The organism is Priestia aryabhattai B8W22 (assembly GCF_000956595.1).
Classification (GTDB): Bacteria; Bacillota; Bacilli; order Bacillales; family Bacillaceae_H; genus Priestia; species Priestia aryabhattai.
In genome coordinates this window covers 79,780-99,675 of sequence record NZ_JYOO01000019.1, presented here as the reverse complement: position 1 = coordinate 99,675, position 19,896 = coordinate 79,780, and the positions used below count along the sequence as shown (strand labels likewise).

The following is a 19,896-nucleotide window of genomic DNA, read 5'->3' as shown; positions in this document are numbered from 1 at the left end:
AATGTTTCGTTTTTTAAAGCGTCCGCCGCGGACTTCGGTAATATCTGCAACGGCTAAAAAGGCAGTAGGGTCAAAATCTTCAACAATAGTTTTTAGCTTTGATTCTTCAAGGCGCGTAATGATGCAGAAAATCACTTTTTTATCATCGCCCGTATAAGCACCTTCACCGTGCAAATAGGTAACGCCTCGACCTAGACGCGCATTAATCGCATCGCCGATGTCATCAGAACGATCACTAATAATCCAAGCTGATTTTGATTCTTCCAATCCTTCTACCACTGTATCAATGGCTTTTGCCGCAATGATGTACGCAAGGATGGAATACATGGCGCGGTCCCACGTGAACACAAATCCCGCTGCTCCTAAAATGAAGAAATTGAAAAACATCACAATTTCTCCTACAGAAAACGGAATTTTTTTACTGATTAAAATGGCAAGTATCTCCGTACCGTCAAGCGCTCCGCCGTAGCGAATTACGAGCCCTATTCCAATTCCGAGAATAATCCCTCCAAAAACGGTAGCAAGAAGAACGTCTGCGGTAAACGCGGGGACATGGTGAAACATAGAAGTTAAGATGGATACAACCAGTATGCCAAAAATAGTGGAAAGGGCAAATGTTTTCCCCATTTGCTTGTACCCGATAAATACAAACGGAAGATTGAGTACAAAAAGAAAGATTCCTAGATTTACGCCAGTAATATGCGAAAGCATGATGGAAATACCGGTAATTCCTCCGTCGACAACGTGGTTCGGAACGAGAAAAATTTCAAGTCCTGTGGCCATGAGCAGGGCACCAATCGCAATAGCGATGGCCCTTCCAAATACCTGTCCCTTGGACAGCTTTCGGTGCTGAATTTTCGCTTTTTCGATTTCTGTCATTTGCATGTCTCCTTTGATGTCTCATATGTATTTCTCACTTTAGAAAAGTGAAACTATCTTTAATTATACCTTACTATGCACAATTAGTGGGGATAGACGGCTTAATTACTTGTTTCACCATATAAAAAAAGCCTGCTTTAGAGTCATAAGCAGGCTTTTTAAGGAGTAAAACGATGAAAAAAGGTTGGCTTCACAATTTTCACTATATAGAGGTTTGATGAAAAAATGATGAAAATGCCGGCATGTGCGTTAAGAAAATCGGGGATACTAGTTAAAAAAGGCCAAAAGGAGATGACGAAATGAGCATGTGGATGATGTATAATCACTTGATGCATTCGCAAATCTTTTTAAGCAGCGTATTAATTAGCGGTATTCTTCTTGTTAGCGGAGGATTTGTGTACGGCAGAATAATGAGCAAAAAGTAAGCCTGATATTACCACGGATAGGTTGTTAATGGAAACTGCTCGGTAGCTGCTTGGTTAATGTTATACTTGCTCCATAAGCTTAGCGTGGAGGTGTCAGCATGAGCAAGCATCATGATCTAACAGCATCATACGGCGAATCGCTAGTAACGTGTGAACATCAGTTTGAAGCTAGCTATTACTATCATCAAGTGCGCGAACGGTGCATGAATCACATTCATGAAATAAGCAAAGCGGTAGATGAATTTGTTGTTGATTTTACAGACGAAAGTTTAAAAATATTAGAGCTGCTTTACTATGATTTAGAAGACGGCAATCGCTTTGACTATTTTTTAATGACAAAAGAAGAATTCGAAGAGTGTATGGGCGTATACTTTGGTGAAGTGGTTACGTCTACTATTGACGAAGCGCGCTGGGTTGTGAAAGAATATCCGCTTATGGAAAACAAGTATGTGACCGGAATTGAAAAAGGGAATCTTTCACTCATGTTTCCGCATGGCTTTTTTAACCATAAAGAGCGTCATCCAGAGTGCGTTTTTACTCTTTATCATTTATATAAACAGCTGCAAAAATAGGAAAAAGGTGAACGTAAGTTCACCTTTTTTATTGTCCAAGCTTTATGGGAATATAAATATCCATTTCATATGTATCACTATATAAATTGCTGTGTATAGCTGTATTTACAATTTCAAGAGCAGGACCTTCAATCATGCTGTAAGGAGAGTTCGGCAGCCATTCATTCCAGATGCTGTTATACGTCGACCCAAGCGATGTAATGGGACCTCTGTGTTTAAACTGCAGGTATGTAAACGAAGGAAACGTATGAACGCTCATACCGTTTGGAATACAAGCCGTATCAGCCACTTCTGTACCTGCAATATAAAAATAATTTTCTCTTTTCGGAGCCATGCAAATGCCTGTAATCATATGAGGTTCTTTTGAAGAAGTAATCATTTCTTTTTCTTTAAGTATTTGCTTCAAAAGATTTTCTTTTTGATACTCTCCGTTTTTTGCTATGCCTATCACTGAAAATCCTTCTTTATATACAACTTTACCTTGCATAATCCACCTCGAATTTTTCAAGCTCAAGCTTTTATTCTATCAATCATAAATTACTTTACCGTGATTGTAACATAATCTTAAGTAGATATCGATGCAGAAAATGGAACATGAGCAAACCTTCAAACGCATGCTTGAGATACTTTAATTGTTACATAAAAACAGCGCGGGAATTCGTACGCTGTTTTTACTAATGCAACACTTTATTTATATAACGTTTATGAAGAGTAAATCCGGGAAACTCCTTAATATAAGTCAAAATGGTAGCTAAACCAGTAGTCGTCCTGCACATTCTTTGTGTTTGAAGCGACAATATGCTCATGACCTTGTTCGTCCGTGGCAATCCAGTTGTAGTTGATATCCATTTTAATCGGATACATATTGCCTTTTTTAAATAAAATAACGGGGGGATTTACTTCAACAAACTCGTTTAGTTTTTTAACAACATCTTCTTTACAGCGAATTAGCTCCATGTCTTTTTCTCCTTCGGTGTTATTGCACAATCATATTTTTTGTGTTGTGCACAATATATAATTTAAAATAACAAAGGTAAGTTTAGCACATTTTACAAAAAACAGAGAACTAAAAAGGAGCGATATCGATGAATGAACAAATTTTATTAGCAGAACGCCCAAAGGGAATGCCAACAAAAGATACGTTTAAATACGAAAAAATTGAAATGCCTACAGCAAAAGAAGGCGAGGTACTTGTTCAAACACTTTACCTTTCTGTTGATCCGTATATGAGAGGACGCATGAACGATACAAAATCATATGTTCCTCCATTTGAGCTAAACGCACCGCTTGCAGGCGGCATTGTAGCACGCGTAACGGAATCAAAATCAGATCGCTTCAAAGAAGGCGATATCGTGACGGGTATGCTTCCTTGGAAACGCTATTCAGCGGCAGAAGCAAAAAACTTACAGAAAGTTGATCCAGAGCTAGCGCCAATTACAACGGCTATCGGCGTTCTTGGTATGCCTGGTCTCACAGCTTACTTTGGACTGCTTGAAATCGGTCAGCCAAAAGAAGGCGAAACAGTCGTCGTTTCCGGTGCAGCAGGTGCTGTTGGATCTGTTGTTGGTCAAATCGCTAAAATTAAAGGCGCACGTGTTGTCGGCATCGCAGGTTCTGAAGATAAAATTGCTTATTTAAAAGATGAGCTCGGATTTGATGAAGTGATTAATTATAAAAAAGGAAATGTGAAAGAAGAGTTAGAAGAAGCGTGTCCTAATGGCGTTGATGTTTACTTTGAAAACGTCGGCGGAGAGATTTCAGATGCAGTTGTTAGCTTATTAAATAAATTTGCGCGCATTCCGCTTTGCGGCCAAATTTCACTGTATAACTTAGAAAAACAAGATGTGGGACCACGTGTTCAAACACCTTTATTAATTAACAGTGCGCTAATGAAAGGGTTTATTGTAGCTGACTATGCTGACAAATTCCCTGAAGGCATTAAGCAGTTAGGCGAATGGGTGCAGCAAGGAAAAATCAAGTACAGCGAAAACGTTGTAGAAGGTTTTGAAAATGTACCTGAAGCGTTCCTTGGTTTATTTGAAGGAGCAAACTTAGGAAAACAGCTTGTAAAAGTAGCAGAATAAGCGTAAAAAACCGTGCGGGATTATTTCCGCACGGTTTTTTTACATCGTTGAAGCCGTTTGGTGTTTAGCTTCTTCTTCGATATGTTCACCAGTTCGTTCGATTGGCGAGCGTTTGTGATAGCGTCCAAGCAGTCCTGTCATGATGAAGATGCCGATTAACGAATAAAGAACTTGAACTACGCCGAATACCACTGTTGCAGAGCCTACAATCAGCACATCTGTCAAAAGCATTGTTTTACCTGGATTAATGCCAAATCTCTTATCAAGAAACACGCATAGCATGTTGATGCCGCCAAGAGAAGAGCCGTGGCGAAACAAAAAGATTAGTCCAATGCCGACGATAATGCCGCCCAAAACCGCGGCTACAAGCGGATGCGGAAGCGCAAATGAAAAGTTGGCAGCTAATAAATCGGACATCACTGACATCAGGCTAACGCTGATGAAGCTTTTTACCGTAAACTGCAGTCCAATTTGTGTAAGAGCCATAAAATAAAATGGTAAATTGATAATAAAGAACAATACCCCAAATGAAATACCAGTTAAATGCTGCAGCACGATTCCAAGTCCTGCCGTTCCGCCAATAACGAGGTTAGAAGCGGTTAAAAATTGAATTCCGATGGCAACGCATAAGCAGCCAAAGGTAATCCATCCCCATTGTTTTACGTGATTCATATCTCCATCCCCTTTTGTATATTTATACAATACTTTCGATAGAAAACACCGTCTTTTAATTCACAAAATCTATTTTACTATATATCTTTTCAAAAAAAAGCACTTTTGTGAGAGAATCTAACACAAGATTAAAAGTTAGATAATTCAGATTTATTAAGTTCCTTTGAAGCAAATAAGTGATAAACCAATATGTTTCTAAAAAAAGATTACAAAGAAAGAATGAGAAAAGCGGATTTTGGAAAATGTATAAACAAATATTTGGATAATGGTTAAAAAAAGGGAGAAAACATTAGTTGAAACGAACTATTTAACTTTATATTTAAAATATTATTCGTCTTTATATTGATTTTTTGTGTATTTAAGGTAATATATAACATTATTAGAGTGAGAATATGTAGAGATGGATGTGGATGCGAAATGAATAAGAAATTATCAGCGTTGACAGGGGTGGCTTTGCTTGCTTTTTCACTTACAGCATGTGCCCCTCAGCGGGAAAAAGAAGTGTCTGCTGAGAAAAAAGAACCCGTTCAAAACCTAGCTGATCAGCAGATCATGGCGGATGCTTGGTACCAAACATCCGGCGAAATGAAAGCTTTGTATTACCAAGGCTATAATACAGGAAAGCTTCGTTTAGATGAGGCGCTTGCAAAAAGCACCGATAAAAAGCCTGCCATTATTTTGGATTTAGATGAAACCGTGCTTGATAATAGCCCATTTCAAGCATCAGCCATCAAAACCGGCAAAGGATTTCCTTATAAGTGGGATGAGTGGGTGCAAGCAGCAAAAGCGAAAGCAGTGCCAGGTGCTGTTGATTTCTTGACGTATGCGGATCAAAAAGGCGTAGATATTTACTATATTTCAGGCCGTACAACTTCTCAGCTTGAGGCAACAATTAAAAACCTAAAGAATTTACATATTCCTCAAGCAACCAAAGACCACGTGCTGTTGACGGGTCCAAAAGATGAAGGAAAAGAAACGCGCCGTCAAAAAGTAGCAACGAATCATAATGTAGTCCTGCTGTTCGGTGATAACTTATCTGATTTTAGCGGCTTTGATAAAAAATCTATTACTGATCGAAATCAACTTGTAGAAGAGCAAAAAGAAGCGTTTGGCCAAAAGCTAATCGTATTTCCAAATCCAATGTATGGAGATTGGGAAGGAGCTATTTATAACTATGACTACTCGATTTCAGACAAACAAAAAGATAAGCTTCGCCGCGAACAGCTTCAGTATTTTAAATAAAAAAAGAAGCTGGAACAAAAGGATTTTAACCCAAGTGAAAAACGAACGATTGATCAGCATGTGATCAACCGTTCGTTTTTTTTGTTATCGTGAATATAGTTTCATCTGTCTTCTTCCTTCTAGCAGGTGATTGGAGGGCAAGGTGAAGACTCCTGCGGGAAAAGCGGAACAGGTGAGACCCCGCAGAAGCGCAAGCGACGAGGAGGCTCAGCGGCCGCCCGCGGAAAGCGAAGCCTTGCACGGAAATCAACTGCGGTGTCGTAAGCGGTTCAGTTCATGTATCTCATTTGTTCGCCTTTAGGCTGGATTCATTTCGTTATGTCTTCAACCTCTTTTTAATTTTTCCAATATAGCCTGTTCAAACGATAGCTTGTCCAAATGATCCTGCTTTTTAAGAAAGAAGCCACGGAGCGTAAGGAGCTTGCTTCCACTCGTGTTTTAACATGCCATAAATCACAAGGTCGTGGTAGTGGTCATATAGATATTCACCTTCTCTGCAAATGCCTTCTTCTGTAAAGCCTAGGCGTGTAGGGATGGCTTTGCTTTTTTCATTATTAACGCCGCAGCGTATTTCCACTCGATGAAGGTTTAACGTATTAAATGCATAGTTTAGGCATCCGTGTACGGCTCTTGTCATAATGCCTTTTCCTTGAAAATCATGGCCAATCCAATAGCCGAGACTTGTACTTTTGTTTCCCCAATTAATTCCGTGAAAACCAATCATCCCGGCGATTTCTCCGTAGTAGCGAATGATGGCCTGGAAGCCTTGATTATTATAGTATTGAGCTCTCCATTCAGGGATGAGTTCGTCGTAGTCAGCAATGCTTTGCATGCTATCTACCCATGGGAGCCATTCTTTTAGGTAAGGTCTTGACTCGTTAATAAGAGAAAGCAATGGGAAAGCGTCAGTTGATTCAATTAAATGCAAACTAACTTCGTCATCAATTTTGTATTCAAACATACGAAAGCCTCCTGTGATGATGGGCCTGCTGAGATAAGCGTAGCGTGTAGGCAGTTCTAACATCTAGTTTTTCTTTATTCTACCACAAGTAGCAGAGAGGAGAACGAGGAAGTTTGAGCTAAAAGCAAATAACGCATAAAGTCGATAGGATTTTAATGATTAAAAAAATTAATAATTGAAAGCACTTTTATCAATATTTTTACAGAAAAGAAGCGTATACAGTGATACAATGGAAGAAGAGAAAAGCCGTTGTATTTATACATACTTCATAACAAACATGATATTGGATTGATAAAAGCAGGTGGTAAAAACATGGATGTACAACTATTAATAACGGTATTTGCACTCGGGTTTTTCGGGTCATTTTTAGCAGGTATGCTTGGAATTGGAGGATCAGTTGTTTTGTACCCGCTATTGCTATTTGTTCCGCCTCTTGTAGGAGTGGGAATATTCAGCGCGCACGAAGTAGCTGGTATAGGAGCCGTACAGTCGCTGTTTGCCTCCGTTTCAGGAGCTCTTGCTTACAAAAAGGGCGGCTATTTGAATAAACCGTTAATTTTATATATGGGTATCAGCGTCTTAGTTGGCAGTCTCATTGGTTCAACGCTATCAAACTCGTTTTCAGAAGGAATGATCAATTTCATTTACGGCGTGATGGCAACAATTGCTGCAGGATTAATGTTTATGCCCAAAAAAAATAATCCAGCGGCCGATTCATTCGAAGTGACGTTTTCAAAACCTTTGGCGGCAGCTCTGGCGTTTTTAGTTGGAATTTGCGGTGGGATTGTCGGAGCAGGAGGCGCATTTTTACTTGTTCCTATTATGATTACCGTGTTAAAAATTCCTGTGCGCGTAACGATTGCAAGCTCATTAGCCGTGACCTTTGTTTCGTCTATGGGAACAACCTTCGGTAAAGTAATGACCCATCAAGTCCTTTTGCTTCCGGCGCTTATGATTATTGGAGCAAGCTTACTAGCAGCTCCAATCGGCGCTTTTGTCGGGCAAAAGACGAAGGTAGCGTCGCTGCAAGTTATCTTAGCGGTCGTTATTACGGCGACTTCGCTGAAAATATGGTTTGATTTACTAATGAAATCTATTCATTAAAAAAAGCTGCCTTTTTAAGAGCAGCTTTTTTATTTTGTTGTTGATGAAACAAGGTGAGCGACTAAAATATAGCGTTCAGGTGCTGAACCAACGTAGTTAAATGGATAACATGTGCTGACGGTTAAAGTGGCTCTAGGCTTCGGCACAATAACGGTCCGGTCATCCGCATCAACAATTCGTACTTTGTTTACTTTGTATGTGAAGGTGCCTGCTGCCGTACTTACCACAAGCGAATCACCTTCACCCACGTCGCCAAGCTTACGAAAAACCGTATCGCGATGTCCTGATAGAACAGAGTTGTCGTTTTGACCAGGCAGCACGCTTCCCGCAAAATGACCGACGCCTTTTTCTAATTCATCTTCGTTCGTACCGTGATAAATTGGCAGCTTAGCGTTTAATTTAGGAATATATAGTTCTCCCATTAAATCACCGATTTTTGGCTGTTTCGGATAAGACACATTTGACACTTTCGGCTTTTTTTCTGAGCTAGCAAGACGAGAGTGTACCGCTTTTTTTGGTTCAGCAGAAGAAGCTTCAGCAGAAGAGTCTGCTGTTGATGAGTCCTTGCTTTTAGAAACTGAAGCTGCGGCTGGTTCTTCTGTATCCATTGTTTTAAATGCCAAATAGCCTCTTGCAAATTTATAGGCGTTTGTGGTCGTAAACCAAAGACCAAAGCAAATGACGGCGGTTAAAAGGGAAAGAACAATCAACCGCTTTTTACGATTGATTGTTCTTCTTGTTTTTCTTGGTTCCATTTTATGCGCGTCTCACTTTGCGGAAAAGAACAAAGCCAGCTGCTACAAGCACTAATCCAATTAATGTATTGGTTACATAATTAGAAGCCGTTTCCGGAAGTTTTCCGCCTTTAACGGTTTTTTGTACAGCGCCGTTCGTTTGTTGCTTCACCGGTTCTTGTTTCTTTTCTACTGCTGGTTTTTGCGCTTGAGCTGGTTTTGCTACAGCTTCAGCAGATTTTTCTACTTCTTTTCCTGTATCTGTGATGATATCAGAATTGAACATATCGCCTGTGATCACCATGTCTGCTAAAAATTTACCGTCTGTCGTATAAAGAGAAATTTTTAGACTTGCATTTTTTAATTCTTCTAAGTTGATTAAATCAGTAAGAGAAAGCGGTTTTTCATTTCCGCCTTGTACAAGTGAAAATTTAGCGTCTAAATGGAAGATTGATAGCATTTCTTTATAAATAGACATTAGTTCAGCGATTTGATCAGCAGATAATTCTGTTGCTGTATCAAAATCTTCGAATGCCGCTAAGCGCTCGCCTAATTGATCTAAGCGGTTAAGCGTTGCTTCATTTGAAAGCTCATCTTCTAACGATGTAAAATGTGCTTCAATTCGATTTAACTCTTCTGAAGTTAAGCCTAATTCAGACTGCATAAATGATAGTAAGCCGCTTAAATCTTCTTCGCTTAATTCATCATCGTAAGAAGTGTCTTCTTCGTCATACGACTCATCATCTTCATACCAGTCATCGCCTTCTACATAGAAGCCGACATCATCGTATAAATCATCTAGGTACACATAATCGTCTAAGCTTTGGCCGTTTTCTTTTAATAACGCATTTAAGCTTGTTTTGTCTAAGTCAAAATCTGCATACAAATCTTGCACGTTATGTAAGTCAGCTGCAATCGGTTCACCTAAAAAATCTTCTAAATCTGCGATTGTATCGTAGTTTTCAAGACTATCGTCATACAGTGAAAGTGAATATTCAACGTCGTCTTTGGTTACTTCAAAGCCTCGCGTTTGGCTTACCGATTTTAAATACTTGTTGAAATCTGCGTCAAATGTTGACGCGGCTGCGAATGAAGACGTTGGAAATACGCCAACAAACAGCAGAAATGATAATAAAATTGTCCCCAGTTTTTTCATCAATTTTCTCCTTTTTTTTACGTTTTCTACAAGATTATATAGTAAGAGTTATAAATTTACAATATATACTTATATTATATATACCTTGAATATAGTGGTAATTTAAGGTATTTATAGAACTATATATATTGAGAATATCGTATGAAAGGGAGCGGAAAGCCCTGGATAGAAAGAAGGGGAAAATAAAGAAAAAGGTTTATACTTTTTTGACAGAGACAGAAATATAAAAAAACATCAAAAAAGAACAGCACTTAGAAGCTGTTCTTTTTGAAATGATATGTAAGCATTAGCATAGATAGTTGAAATTCGATACCGTTCCGCTTTAGAAAAAGATGGCTACGAGTTATGATTTTAGTAAGGATAGTGAAGAAAAGTGAGAGCGCGGTTTTGTCAGCTCTATTTTAATTCCTTTTAGTCTTAAACGTTCTACAAACTGTTTGCGTTTTTTTCGCTTTTCATGCGGGGATTGATTCATATTTGCCTCATCCTCCATATATAGTCAAGTAGCTAACATATCATTATCATAATAAAAAGATGACGGTTACACAATAAACATTCTCAAATATTCACAAAGATTTAAAATTTGTTACATTGATAGTGTACATGTACCCGATTCTCTTTTTTTATAACATCTCAATGTGCTGTTTTTAAATTGACGTTTTGTGAATCCCGTCGCAGGATAAAAAAACATGATCAAAATGAGGACGAAGACTTTTATATTTTGATTCATTGTGCTTAAAAGCTATACTAGTAGTGCGTATAGAAAAGAGGAAAACGAGATTTTATATCTCATCTATTCGTATACAAAAAAGAAAGAGGGATCTTTATGAAAACAGAACAACAGTATTTTGAAGAAGGAAAATCAATTCAAACATATATGAGCGACATGAGTACATTAAAAGAGGAAAGTTTAGCTGTTTATGAACAATTTCAGCTTCCACAAGATGGACTGGCTGACAAATTAAAGGCCCACAATCTTCACTTCTTAGCGATTACTGAAGATTGGTGCGGAGATGCGATGATGATTAACCCAATCATTCGTAAAGTAGCTGAAGCTGCCGGTATCGATGTGCGCGTTGCACTGCGTGATGCGGACACCGAATTAATTGATCGTCACTTAACAAACGGCGGCCGTGCCATTCCGATTATTTTAATTTTTAATAATGAAGGGAATTTACTAGGGAAATGGGGTCCTCGTGCTCCTGAAGTTCAGCAAATTGTCGATGAGCTTCGTGCCACGCTTCCTTCAAAAGAAGATCCTACGTTTGAAGAAAAACAAAAAGAAGTCTTTTCTGCGTTACGAACAAGATATAAAGAAGAACCGGCTCTTTGGTCGTATGTTTATAACAGCTTTAAAGAAACGGTGTTAGCTGTTGTAAAATAATTTAAAAAAGCAAGGTAAAATGAGCGATTCATTTTATCTTGCTTTTTTTCTGGTTATTGCAGCAAAATCGTTTGTATACCACTTTAATGGAAAGGCTGCTTTTATGAATGTTAGTGTTCATAACGCGTACTTTTAATTGGTAAAAAGCACAAAATTCTAAAAATAAAAATATTTTTTATTCAAAACGCGTACTTTTTAACTTGAGGATGATATAATAACAAATAATAAATGAAGAAGGGGGACGCGTGAATGAATGTAAAAGCTTTTGGTTAGTCCTTTTAAGCAGCATTTTTAGAGTTCAAAATGAATTTTATTTTTTAAATTTAATGAAAGCGCTTAATAACGCACTTCTCAGAATATATAGAAGAAAGGTGTTAGATACATGAATAACTTACATAGAAAAATGGGAACGTTTTCTCTCATGATGGTCGGCCTTGGATCTATTATTGGATCAGGATGGCTGTTTGGGGCATGGAGAGCTGCTCAAATTGCAGGCCCTGCAGCAATTGCTTCTTGGATTATTGGAATGGTTGTTATTTTATTTATAGCTCTTTCTTACAGTGAACTAGGATCGATGTTTCCAGAAGCAGGCGGTATGGTTAAGTATACGCAATACTCGCACGGCTCATTTCTTGGCTTTATTGCGGCTTGGGCAAACTGGATTGCCATCGTATCGGTTATTCCTGTTGAAGCCGTTGCCTCTGTTCAGTATATGAGTTCATGGCCGTGGGAGTGGGCGAAATGGACAGGCAGTTTAGTAGAAAACGGGATTCTTACTGGAAAAGGCTTGGCTATTGCAACAGGACTATTAATTATTTATTTTCTTTTAAATTATTGGACCGTAGGCTTATTTTCGAAAGCTAATTCACTTATTACCGTTTTTAAAATTGTGATTCCAGGGCTTACAATTGGTGCTCTTTTATTCGCAGGGTTTCACGGAGGAAACTTTTCCTCTGCAGGAGGCGTTGCTCCAAATGGATGGGCAAGCGTTTTGACAGCTGTTGCTACGTCTGGGATTGTGTTTGCTTTTAACGGTTTTCAAAGCCCTATTAACATGGCGGGAGAAGCGAAAAATCCGGGTCGCTCTATTCCGATTGCGGTAGTAGGCTCCATTTTAATTGCAACCGTGATCTATGTATTGCTTCAAATTGCGTTTATCGGAGCGGTAAATCCTTCAGAAATCGTAAAAGGATGGAGTCATCTTAACTTTAATTCGCCGTTTGCTGATTTAGCGATTGCGTTAAATATTAACTGGCTTGTTATTGTTTTATATGCCGATGCTTTTGTATCGCCATCAGGAACGGGGATTACGTATACAGCTACCACGTCACGCATGATTTATGGTATGGAAAAAAATAAATATTTGCCGAATATACTGGGACGAGTTCATCCGCTTTACGGCGTTCCTCGTCAAGCCATGTTTTTTAATCTATTTGTCTCATTCATCTTTTTATTTTTATTTAGAGGCTGGGGAATCTTAGCCGAAATTATTTCTGTAGCTACGTTAATTTCCTATCTTACCGGTCCTATCACGGCTATGACGTTAAGAAAAACGGGGACCGAGCTTTATAGACCTTTACGTATAAAAGGGTTAAACGTAATAGCGCCTCTTGGCTTCATTTTTGCTTCACTTACTCTTTACTGGGCAAGATGGCCGTTAACTGGACAGGTATTATTTATTATTTTAATAGGACTGCCAATTTATTTTTACTACCAAGCAAAATCAAAATGGAAAGGCTTTGGTCAAAACTTCCGAGCCGGCGTTTGGATGATTGTCTACTTATTATGTATGATGACAATCTCCTGGATAGGAAGTGAAAAATTCGGTGGACTCAATATTATTAAATACGGCTGGGATATGGGTCTTATTGCAATTGTGGCACTTTTCTTTTATGCTTGGGCACTTAAAAGTGGATACAAAACGGAGTATTTAAAAGAAGCAATCGATGTTAATAATGAAATGAAAGCAGTGGAAGCACAGACTGCCTCAGCTAAAGAGCAAGTTATAGAAAAACAAATTAAATAAGTAGTAAAAATGAGGCTGGGACAAAAGTATTTCAGTTGAAGTCAAATGCGAACTATTAATTATTTTTTGATTGGTAGTTCGTGTTTTTTTGTTGTTATGTTGAATATAGATTTTATGTGTATAGTTGGTTCTAGCAGTTAATTGGAGGGCAAGGTGAAGACTCCTGCGGGAAAAGCGGAATAGGTGAGACCCCGCAGAAGCGCAAGCGACGAGGAGGCTCATTGGCCGCCCGCGGAAAGCGAAGCCTTGCACGGAAATCAACAGCGGTGTAACAAGCAGTCCAGCTTATATTAGATTGATTTAGTTATGTGTCATCCTCTTCTTTTGTGGATAAATTTTAATTTTTTGAATACTAAATAGTAAAAAATGCTATAATGGTGGGCAAAATCATGCAGGGGGAGAACGACTTATGGATATCGTATCAATCACTTCTTTTTTAGGTGTAGCCGCTTTGCTTACGGTTATGCCTGGTCCTGATAACTTATTTGTTTTAGCACAAAGTATATCAAACGGTAAATATGCAGGAATTTCTACTTCATTAGGGCTTTGCACGGGCTTGCTTGGTCATATAGCAGCGGCAACGTTGGGTCTGTCGGCTATTATTTATCAATCGGCTTTAGCGTTTGCTATCGTGAAATACGCTGGGGCAGCTTATTTATTATATCTCGCTTATAAGACGTTCACAGCGAAAGATTCCGCTCTTGCTGTTGAAAATAAAGAAGCTGTTGAGTATAAGATGCTATATAAAAAAGGAGTGATTATGAATCTGCTAAACCCAAAAGTTTCGCTTTTTTTTCTTGCTCTTTTACCTCAGTTTGTAAACCATTCAGCCGGACACGCAGCACAGCAAATGCTTGGTTATGGAGCTGTATTTTTAGTTCAAGCGCTGATTATTTTTACGTTAATTAGTCTATTTGCAGGGAAAGTAGGGGAGTTTTTGCGAAAATCTCCGGCGCTGTCTAAGCGGCTTAATTTCGTGCAAGGTTCTATTTTTACGCTTATTGGGCTAAAAATTGCTTTTAGCGAGAAATAGAAGGGGATACCATGGTGAACCAGCTTTTTATCTTTATTATTAAGAGGCGTGGACAAAAGTAGTTTAGTTGAAGGGAAATCCGAACGATGAATGTAGATTCTTGATGGAGAATCCAACTCGTTCGGATTTTTTTATTGTTATGGTGACCATAGCTTTCATCTTTCTTTTGTACTTTAAAAACAGCAAAGAGAAACAAGTAAAATCCAGTTTGTTGAGTGATTGTTCTCCAATCTTTAAAGGGACGAACCCTTCTTGTCCACTTACATATATATATAGAATGAGAGATAAAACATCGGACAAAGCCGGTGTTAATCCTAAGTTCTTTCATATTATGTTTGAAAGGAAAGGTTCACATGAAAAAAGTATGGCTAGATGCAGGGCACGGCGGTACAGATTCAGGCGCTTTAGGAAATAATTTGCGTGAAAAAGATATTACGCTGCAGCTTGTACTACACGCGCGGGCGTATTTAGAGCATAACTATTTAGTAGATGTTCAAGTAACTCGTTCAACCGATGTGTTCGTTTCATTATCAGATCGAGCGAACCGGGCTAATGCGTGGGGAGCGGATATATTTGTTTCCATGCACATTAATGCCGGTGGAGGTACTGGATTTGAAACGTATCGGTATCCATCACAAGAGGGAAGTCAATCTTCTCTTTTACAAAAAGAGCTGCATACGGAGATTTTACCAACCATGCGCAAATTTGGAACGATTGTAGATCGCGGTTTAAAAACGGCTAATTACGCTGTACTGCGTGAAACAAATATGCCAGCTGTTTTAACAGAAAACTTGTTTATCGATACGACAGCCGACGCTGAAAAATTAAAAAACGCAACGTTTCTTCGTGAAGTGGGAGAAGCACACGCGCGTGGAATTGCTGCATATTTAAAATTACCTTCTAATGAAGTTACATTCTATACCATTCAATCTGGAGATACGTTTTATAGCATTGCAAAGAAGTATAATATCACCGTCCAGCAGCTGCAGGATGCAAATCCCGGCGTAGATCCTACAAAACTGCAAATTGGTCAGCAAATTGTTCTTCCTGTTACTACGTATACTGTACAAGCAGGAGATACGTTCTATAGCATTGCAAAGAAGTATAATATTACTGTTCAGCAGCTGCAGGATGCAAACCCCAGTGTAGATCCTACAAACCTGCAAATTGGTCAGCAAATTATCATTCCCGCTGTTTAATATTTGTAAATAAAAAAGATGACACGGCAGCGTGTCATCTTTTTTTATTATTGAACTAATCTTACAAGCATGTGGGCAAGGTGATGCTGCTGTTCTTTGTCTCCAACCTTCCACAGTTCGTGAAGCAGGTTTTCCTCTCGATTGCGCGGCTCTTCATGCTTAGCGAGGTAATCAGCTACTTTCTGAGCTGTTTTAGCCAGCTGTTCCTCATTCATTCCTAACTTTTCACCTTTTGAGACCTTGTCCCCTAGATAATTTTTAAATCCTTCGAAGCTAGAAAGAATATCCTCTTTTTTCTCCTCGCTCATAGAATTAATTGCTCCTTCAACTTTTGCTGAATGATTTGTTTCTACAGAATTACTCATAGTTTTTTCTCCTCTCATGGTTATATTTGGGTGTTAGAAAGCATTTTCCCTGAGGATTCAGTAAATAAACGTCCAAATGTGTTATTTTTACATGATGGCCTTTTACAAGGACTTAAAAAGGTGAGGTCAAAGGAGATTTTATCAACCAATAATAAAGTGACAAAAAAAGACTTTGAATAAAGAAATCAAAGTCTTTTGCTGAGTTTTATACTGAAGCATCATACTTCGGGCGTAGGAGTAGGCGTGGCATAGCCTTCCTTATATTTATTATCAATTTCTTGACGAATGTCTTCAATGCTTTTGCCTTTGCTGTAGTCTACTACAGCTTGAGCCGCTATTTCTAAACAGACACCGCATTTTGTTCCGTGATCATCCCACGTCACTGCGCCGTTTTCTTTATTTTCAAAGATAAAACAGTCATAGTTGTTTTGATGATTAGCTTCTTCTCCACATCCGCAGTAGCAAGGAATGTTTTCAAGTAAGGTTTGATGTTTAGCAGCGGCTGCATAAATAAGCTGCATATCTTCGGGCTTGTCACTCAGAAAGGAAGGGAGAGTTTCACTATTTTTTGTTTCTTCTCGTTTATCCCCTAATGTATGTTGCTGATGTTCTTCATGTTGTGTTGTTTCTGTCTGTTTGCTACTTGAACTTTCTTTACTTTCGTTTCCGCAGCCGGACACCATGCCTGCTGCAAGGACAACTGGTATGACCTTTGATTTTATCATCAAAATGTTCATCCTTTCTTCAATTAAAGATAGAGTGATATGTACATTTATCACGTTAAAAAGACATCATTCCTTTTCAAAGTCATTCATCAACTTTCTGCAAAATAATTTTCCGGTACATACCTTTCAACATGACGCTTGAATTTTCCTTCAAGATAAGCTGATTCCGGCTTGCTTCAAACATAGGTTCAAAAGAGAGGCCAATATCCGTTCCTAGTAATTTTACGACAGGGCGGAATATCTTTTTAGGAAAAGCCGCTGATTTCTTTTTGGTTTCAAATTTATCAAAAATCAGGATAGTTCCCTTAGGCTTTACTACTCTTGTCATTTCTTTTAAAGCTTGCTTTGCATCAGGCACTACGCTAAGAATTAAGCTTGCTACAACAACATCAAACGAAAAAGAGTCGAATGTTAGCTGCTGAGCGTCCATTTGGTGGAAAGTTATAGACGGGTTTTTGTATTTATCTTTTGCTTTTTTGAAGCATTTCACTGGAATAGTCGATGGCTGTTACATTTACTTGAGGAGGAATAAAAGCTAAATCGGCACCCGTTCCAACACCTACAAATAAAATGCGCTGTTCAGACGAAAAGTGGACGTCTTGAAAGACTTTTTTTCTGGCTCGATAAAACATCCCGTTATTAAAAAAGACATCATAAAAAGGGGCCCAGCATTTATAAATAAATTGATTCCAGCGGTTATTCACGTAAACCCTCCTAGAAAATAAACTTTCCAACGCCTGTTGGAAAGCTTATGGATTCCATTTATTTTTTCATTTTGAGTAAGCGAAGGCTGTTTAAAATAACAAGTAGCGCTGCTCCTGTATCGCTTAAGACGGCAATCCACAAAGTAAGCCAACCTGGGAAGATAAAGGCTAAGGCAATGACTTTAACAATAATAGAAAACCAAATGTTTTGTTTGATAACAGCTAACGCTTTGCGGCTTAGCTTCATTGTATGAGGAAGCTTTTCTAAGTTGTCTGCCATCAGGACAATATCAGCTGTTTCCATGGCTGTATCAGTACCAGCACCACCCATTGCAATGCCAAGATCAGCAGTAGCAAGGGCAGGGGCATCATTAATTCCATCTCCAACCATAGCCGTTTGATACCCTTCATGCTGAAGCTGCTGTATGGCCTTTACTTTGTCTTCAGGCAACAAATCGGCGAAATAGCGGTCTACTCGAGACTGAGAAGCAATCATTTTAGCTGTTCCTTCGTTATCACCGGTTAACATCACAATTTGCTGCATTCCGTTTTGCTTGAGGCTTTCTAAAGCAGATACGGTTGTATGTCGGATGGTATCAGCTACGCTAATAATGCCTAGAACACTTTTAGCTGTTCCGACCATAATAATCGTTTTACCTTCGTTTTGAAGCTTTTCAATATGAGACCAGCAGTGGGATAGAGGCGTTCCTAAATCTGAGAATAATTTTGCATTACCGGCGTAATAGACCGTGTCTTTAATTGTTGCTTGCACGCCTTTTCCTGTAAGAATTTTAAAATTTGATCCTTGTAAAGAAACGACTTTTTTCTCCGCTGCATAATCCACGATAGCCCGGGCGATGGGATGATTCGAATAGTCTTCAAGCGTTTTGGTTACCGCTAAAAGCTGATTTTCTTCAGCACCAAGGGAAACAACTTCTGAAACGGCTGGTTTTCCTTCAGTCAGCGTTCCTGTTTTATCAAAAGCAATCGCATTGATTGCACCTGCTTTTTCTAAAAACGTCCCGCCTTTAATAAGTACGCCATTTTTCGCCGCGTTTCCAATCGCAGATACAATGGCGACGGGAGTAGAAATGACTAGGGCACATGGGCAAGCCACAACTAATAATTCAAGCCCCTTGTAAAACCACTCGCTCCATGCACCATCAAACAGGGGAGGGATGACCATAATGAATAAAGCTAAAATAAAGACAATAGGTGTGTAAATGGTTGCAAATTTATCAACAAATGCTTGAGTCGGCGCTTTTTTCTCCTGCGCTTCTTCCACTAAATGAATGATTTTAGAAATTGTCGTATCTTCGACTAGCTTTGTTACTTTAATTTCTAAAGATCCGCTTTCGTTAATCGTGCCGGCATAGACAGCATCGCCAATTACTTTATCAACGGGAATAGATTCACCTGTAATAGGAGCTTGGTTGATACTGGATTCGCCGTTTATAATTTCACCATCGAGCGGAACTCGGTCTCCTGGCTTTACAACAATCGTGCTGCCAATTGAAATATCTTCCGCTGCTTTTTTAATCAGCTGGCCGTTTTCCTTTACCCATGCTTCAGAAGGGGCTAGATCCATCAAACCTCGTATCGAGTTTCTTGTTTGTTCAATTGACCTTGTTTGCAGAGCTACACCTAAAGCAAATAGCCAAACGACCGTAGCGCCTTCAAGCCATTCACCAATAACAGCTGCTCCAAGTGCCGCAACGGTCATTAAAACATTCATGTCTAAAGAACGGCTTTTGATTCCGTAATAAGCACTTTTAGCCGGCTTATATCCGCTAACAATCATGGCAATAGCGTACAGTACAATTGTCATATAAGAAGCAATTCCTGTATGAGAACCGATAAAACCTAGTGCGATGAGAATACCTGAAAAAATAATCGGACCATTTTTGCCTTTATGATGCCGAGATTCAGCAGGCTGCCTGCTGCTGGTCACTAAAGTGGCGGTGTAGCCAGCTTTAGATACTTCTTTAATAATGTCATCAGCTTCATCATCATGCTCAATTTGTGCTTTTCCCGTTGAAAAGTTAACGCGTACGTCTTTGACAGCAGGAACCGTTTTTAAATGATTCACAATCGTGTTCGCACAAGCCGCGCAGTCCATTCCTTCAATCAAATACGTTTTCATTTTCTTATTTGATTGAATAGGCTCAATACTAAAGCCCAGTCTTTCTACTGAGTTTGGAATGAGTGACAGAGCTGATTCACTTGCCGCCGCCACTTGAAGCTTTCCTGTATTGTAATTGATTGCTACGTGTTGAATATCGTTTAATGTTTTTAAACTTTTTTCAATCGTAGCAGCGCAAGAAGGGCAATCCATTCCATACACGCGGTATTCAGCCGTTTCTTCTATATTACTGCCGGTTGCTATATCGTGATCGCCGCAGCAAGAATGCTGGCTTTTATCAGTCGTTAACGCAATCGTATCTGAACAGCAGCTGTGACTGTGTGCGTGACTCTTTGTACTACAGGAAGAAGGTTCTTCAGTAGATGCGGCTTCTGAAGAAGAGGAGCAGCAGGAGCTATTCTCAATTTCTGATGAAGAAGGGCCGCTGCAGCAGCTTCCGGTATGGTGATGATGTTTTTTGTCTTCGTGTTTCATTGTGTCCCACTCCC

At 39.1% G+C, this 19,896-nt stretch carries 21 protein-coding genes and 1 pseudogene; 10 read left to right on the top strand and 12 right to left on the bottom strand.

Features of this window, described 5'->3' with window-relative positions:
• Positions 1 to 879, bottom strand: an 879-nt coding sequence (locus N178_RS15945; RefSeq protein ID WP_045293415.1) for a YitT family protein, incomplete at its 3' end; no start/stop codon positions are given.
• Positions 880 to 1,178: 299 nt separating this feature from the next.
• Here N178_RS15945 and N178_RS27855 point away from each other — a divergent pair.
• Positions 1,179 to 1,304, top strand: coding sequence for a hypothetical protein (locus N178_RS27855; protein WP_256972392.1), 126 nt, complete (start codon positions 1,179 to 1,181; stop codon positions 1,302 to 1,304).
• Between the two features lie 98 nt (positions 1,305 to 1,402).
• Positions 1,403 to 1,876 (top strand): hypothetical protein, encoded by a 474-nt coding sequence (locus tag N178_RS15940; protein ID WP_045293414.1) that lies wholly within the window; start codon positions 1,403 to 1,405, stop codon positions 1,874 to 1,876.
• Between the two features lie 28 nt (positions 1,877 to 1,904).
• Here N178_RS15940 and N178_RS15935 read toward each other — a convergent pair whose 3' ends face one another.
• Together N178_RS15935 and N178_RS15930 are read right to left on the bottom strand one after the other, a co-directional pair.
• Positions 1,905 to 2,363, bottom strand: coding sequence for a GyrI-like domain-containing protein (locus N178_RS15935; RefSeq protein WP_045293412.1), 459 nt, complete (start codon positions 2,361 to 2,363; stop codon positions 1,905 to 1,907).
• A gap of 242 nt (positions 2,364 to 2,605) precedes the next feature.
• A complete protein-coding gene (locus N178_RS15930; protein ID WP_045293410.1) occupies positions 2,606 to 2,833 on the bottom strand; it encodes a hypothetical protein in 228 nt (75 codons plus the stop codon).
• A gap of 128 nt (positions 2,834 to 2,961) precedes the next feature.
• Here N178_RS15930 and N178_RS15925 point away from each other — a divergent pair, with 128 nt between their 5' ends.
• Positions 2,962 to 3,960 carry an NADP-dependent oxidoreductase gene (locus N178_RS15925; RefSeq protein WP_045293408.1) on the top strand — a complete coding sequence of 333 codons (999 nt, stop codon included), beginning with the start codon at positions 2,962 to 2,964 and terminating at the stop codon, positions 3,958 to 3,960.
• A 39-nt stretch (positions 3,961 to 3,999) separates the two neighbouring features.
• Here N178_RS15925 and N178_RS15920 read toward each other — a convergent pair whose 3' ends face one another.
• Entirely contained in the window at positions 4,000 to 4,632 is a 633-nt protein-coding gene (locus N178_RS15920) for a YitT family protein (protein ID WP_045293406.1), read from the bottom strand.
• Between the two features lie 417 nt (positions 4,633 to 5,049).
• Here N178_RS15920 and N178_RS15915 point away from each other — a divergent pair, with 417 nt between their 5' ends.
• Positions 5,050 to 5,874 (top strand): 5'-nucleotidase, lipoprotein e(P4) family, encoded by an 825-nt coding sequence (locus N178_RS15915; protein WP_045293405.1) that lies wholly within the window; start codon positions 5,050 to 5,052, stop codon positions 5,872 to 5,874.
• 126 nt (positions 5,875 to 6,000) lie between these two features.
• Positions 6,001 to 6,138, top strand: a complete 138-nt coding sequence (locus N178_RS27310; RefSeq protein WP_193377160.1) for a hypothetical protein — start codon at positions 6,001 to 6,003, stop codon at positions 6,136 to 6,138.
• Between the two features lie 127 nt (positions 6,139 to 6,265).
• On the opposite strand, the gene N178_RS15910 is transcribed toward N178_RS27310, so the two are convergent.
• On the bottom strand, positions 6,266 to 6,835 hold the full coding sequence (locus N178_RS15910; protein WP_013083913.1) for a GNAT family N-acetyltransferase: 570 nt from the start codon (positions 6,833 to 6,835) through the stop codon (positions 6,266 to 6,268).
• Positions 6,836 to 7,147: 312 nt separating this feature from the next.
• Here N178_RS15910 and N178_RS15905 point away from each other — a divergent pair, with 312 nt between their 5' ends.
• On the top strand, positions 7,148 to 7,939 hold the full coding sequence (locus N178_RS15905) for a sulfite exporter TauE/SafE family protein (protein ID WP_045293404.1): 792 nt from the start codon (positions 7,148 to 7,150) through the stop codon (positions 7,937 to 7,939).
• A gap of 29 nt (positions 7,940 to 7,968) precedes the next feature.
• Here N178_RS15905 and N178_RS15900 read toward each other — a convergent pair whose 3' ends face one another.
• From N178_RS15900 to N178_RS27850, 3 genes are all read right to left on the bottom strand, one after another.
• Positions 7,969 to 8,694: a class D sortase gene (locus N178_RS15900; protein ID WP_045293403.1), complete on the bottom strand. Its 726-nt coding sequence runs from the start codon at positions 8,692 to 8,694 to the stop codon at positions 7,969 to 7,971.
• A gap of 1 nt (position 8,695) precedes the next feature.
• Positions 8,696 to 9,829 (bottom strand): processed acidic surface protein, encoded by a 1,134-nt coding sequence (locus N178_RS15895; RefSeq protein WP_045293402.1) that lies wholly within the window; start codon positions 9,827 to 9,829, stop codon positions 8,696 to 8,698.
• A gap of 343 nt (positions 9,830 to 10,172) precedes the next feature.
• On the bottom strand, positions 10,173 to 10,304 hold the full coding sequence (locus tag N178_RS27850; RefSeq protein ID WP_013057845.1) for a hypothetical protein: 132 nt from the start codon (positions 10,302 to 10,304) through the stop codon (positions 10,173 to 10,175).
• 351 nt (positions 10,305 to 10,655) lie between these two features.
• Between N178_RS27850 and N178_RS15890 the strand changes: the two genes are divergently transcribed.
• The 4 genes from N178_RS15890 (at position 10,656) to N178_RS15875 (ending at position 15,471) form a co-directional block, all read left to right on the top strand.
• Positions 10,656 to 11,213: a thioredoxin family protein gene (locus N178_RS15890; protein ID WP_045293401.1), complete on the top strand. Its 558-nt coding sequence runs from the start codon at positions 10,656 to 10,658 to the stop codon at positions 11,211 to 11,213.
• A 382-nt stretch (positions 11,214 to 11,595) separates the two neighbouring features.
• Positions 11,596 to 13,239 carry an APC family permease gene (locus tag N178_RS15885; RefSeq protein WP_045293400.1) on the top strand — a complete coding sequence of 548 codons (1,644 nt, stop codon included), beginning with the start codon at positions 11,596 to 11,598 and terminating at the stop codon, positions 13,237 to 13,239.
• A 409-nt stretch (positions 13,240 to 13,648) separates the two neighbouring features.
• Positions 13,649 to 14,272 carry a LysE family translocator gene (locus tag N178_RS15880; protein WP_045293399.1) on the top strand — a complete coding sequence of 208 codons (624 nt, stop codon included), beginning with the start codon at positions 13,649 to 13,651 and terminating at the stop codon, positions 14,270 to 14,272.
• 353 nt (positions 14,273 to 14,625) lie between these two features.
• The gene (locus N178_RS15875; RefSeq protein ID WP_045293398.1) at positions 14,626 to 15,471 is read left to right on the top strand and encodes an N-acetylmuramoyl-L-alanine amidase; all 846 of its coding nucleotides are present in this window, start codon (positions 14,626 to 14,628) and stop codon (positions 15,469 to 15,471) included.
• Positions 15,472 to 15,518: 47 nt separating this feature from the next.
• Here N178_RS15875 and N178_RS15870 read toward each other — a convergent pair whose 3' ends face one another.
• The 4 genes and pseudogenes from N178_RS15870 to N178_RS15855 all read right to left on the bottom strand — a co-directional run bounded on the left by N178_RS15870 (position 15,519) and on the right by N178_RS15855 (position 19,882).
• Positions 15,519 to 15,836, bottom strand: a complete 318-nt coding sequence (locus N178_RS15870; RefSeq protein ID WP_045293397.1) for a DUF3243 domain-containing protein — start codon at positions 15,834 to 15,836, stop codon at positions 15,519 to 15,521.
• Positions 15,837 to 16,054: 218 nt separating this feature from the next.
• Positions 16,055 to 16,561, bottom strand: a complete 507-nt coding sequence (locus N178_RS15865) for a PCYCGC motif-containing (lipo)protein (RefSeq protein ID WP_045293395.1) — start codon at positions 16,559 to 16,561, stop codon at positions 16,055 to 16,057.
• 82 nt (positions 16,562 to 16,643) lie between these two features.
• Positions 16,644 to 17,265, bottom strand: a pseudogene (locus N178_RS15860) (class I SAM-dependent methyltransferase).
• Between the two features lie 58 nt (positions 17,266 to 17,323).
• Entirely contained in the window at positions 17,324 to 19,882 is a 2,559-nt protein-coding gene (locus N178_RS15855) for a heavy metal translocating P-type ATPase (protein WP_045293393.1), read from the bottom strand.
• Positions 19,883 to 19,896 lie beyond the last annotated feature (14 nt).

Bases quoted from the DNA above. Each gene is read 5' to 3' on its own strand.
- N178_RS27855 (WP_256972392.1), top strand. From the start codon at position 1,179: ATGAGCATGTGGATGATGTATAATCACTTGATGCATTCGCAAATCTTT.
- N178_RS15940 (WP_045293414.1), top strand. From the start codon at position 1,403: ATGAGCAAGCATCATGATCTAACAGCATCATACGGCGAATCGCTAGTA.
- N178_RS15935 (WP_045293412.1), bottom strand. From the start codon at position 2,363: ATGCAAGGTAAAGTTGTATATAAAGAAGGATTTTCAGTGATAGGCATA.
- N178_RS15930 (WP_045293410.1), bottom strand. From the start codon at position 2,833: ATGGAGCTAATTCGCTGTAAAGAAGATGTTGTTAAAAAACTAAACGAG.
- N178_RS15925 (WP_045293408.1), top strand. From the start codon at position 2,962: ATGAATGAACAAATTTTATTAGCAGAACGCCCAAAGGGAATGCCAACA.
- N178_RS15920 (WP_045293406.1), bottom strand. From the start codon at position 4,632: ATGAATCACGTAAAACAATGGGGATGGATTACCTTTGGCTGCTTATGC.
- N178_RS15915 (WP_045293405.1), top strand. From the start codon at position 5,050: ATGAATAAGAAATTATCAGCGTTGACAGGGGTGGCTTTGCTTGCTTTT.
- N178_RS15910 (WP_013083913.1), bottom strand. From the start codon at position 6,835: ATGTTTGAATACAAAATTGATGACGAAGTTAGTTTGCATTTAATTGAA.
- N178_RS15905 (WP_045293404.1), top strand. From the start codon at position 7,148: ATGGATGTACAACTATTAATAACGGTATTTGCACTCGGGTTTTTCGGG.
- N178_RS15900 (WP_045293403.1), bottom strand. From the start codon at position 8,694: ATGGAACCAAGAAAAACAAGAAGAACAATCAATCGTAAAAAGCGGTTG.
- N178_RS15895 (WP_045293402.1), bottom strand. From the start codon at position 9,829: ATGAAAAAACTGGGGACAATTTTATTATCATTTCTGCTGTTTGTTGGC.
- N178_RS27850 (WP_013057845.1), bottom strand. From the start codon at position 10,304: ATGAATCAATCCCCGCATGAAAAGCGAAAAAAACGCAAACAGTTTGTA.
- N178_RS15890 (WP_045293401.1), top strand. From the start codon at position 10,656: ATGAAAACAGAACAACAGTATTTTGAAGAAGGAAAATCAATTCAAACA.
- N178_RS15885 (WP_045293400.1), top strand. From the start codon at position 11,596: ATGAATAACTTACATAGAAAAATGGGAACGTTTTCTCTCATGATGGTC.
- N178_RS15880 (WP_045293399.1), top strand. From the start codon at position 13,649: ATGGATATCGTATCAATCACTTCTTTTTTAGGTGTAGCCGCTTTGCTT.
- N178_RS15875 (WP_045293398.1), top strand. From the start codon at position 14,626: ATGAAAAAAGTATGGCTAGATGCAGGGCACGGCGGTACAGATTCAGGC.
- N178_RS15870 (WP_045293397.1), bottom strand. From the start codon at position 15,836: ATGAGTAATTCTGTAGAAACAAATCATTCAGCAAAAGTTGAAGGAGCA.
- N178_RS15865 (WP_045293395.1), bottom strand. From the start codon at position 16,561: ATGATAAAATCAAAGGTCATACCAGTTGTCCTTGCAGCAGGCATGGTG.
- N178_RS15855 (WP_045293393.1), bottom strand. From the start codon at position 19,882: ATGAAACACGAAGACAAAAAACATCATCACCATACCGGAAGCTGCTGC.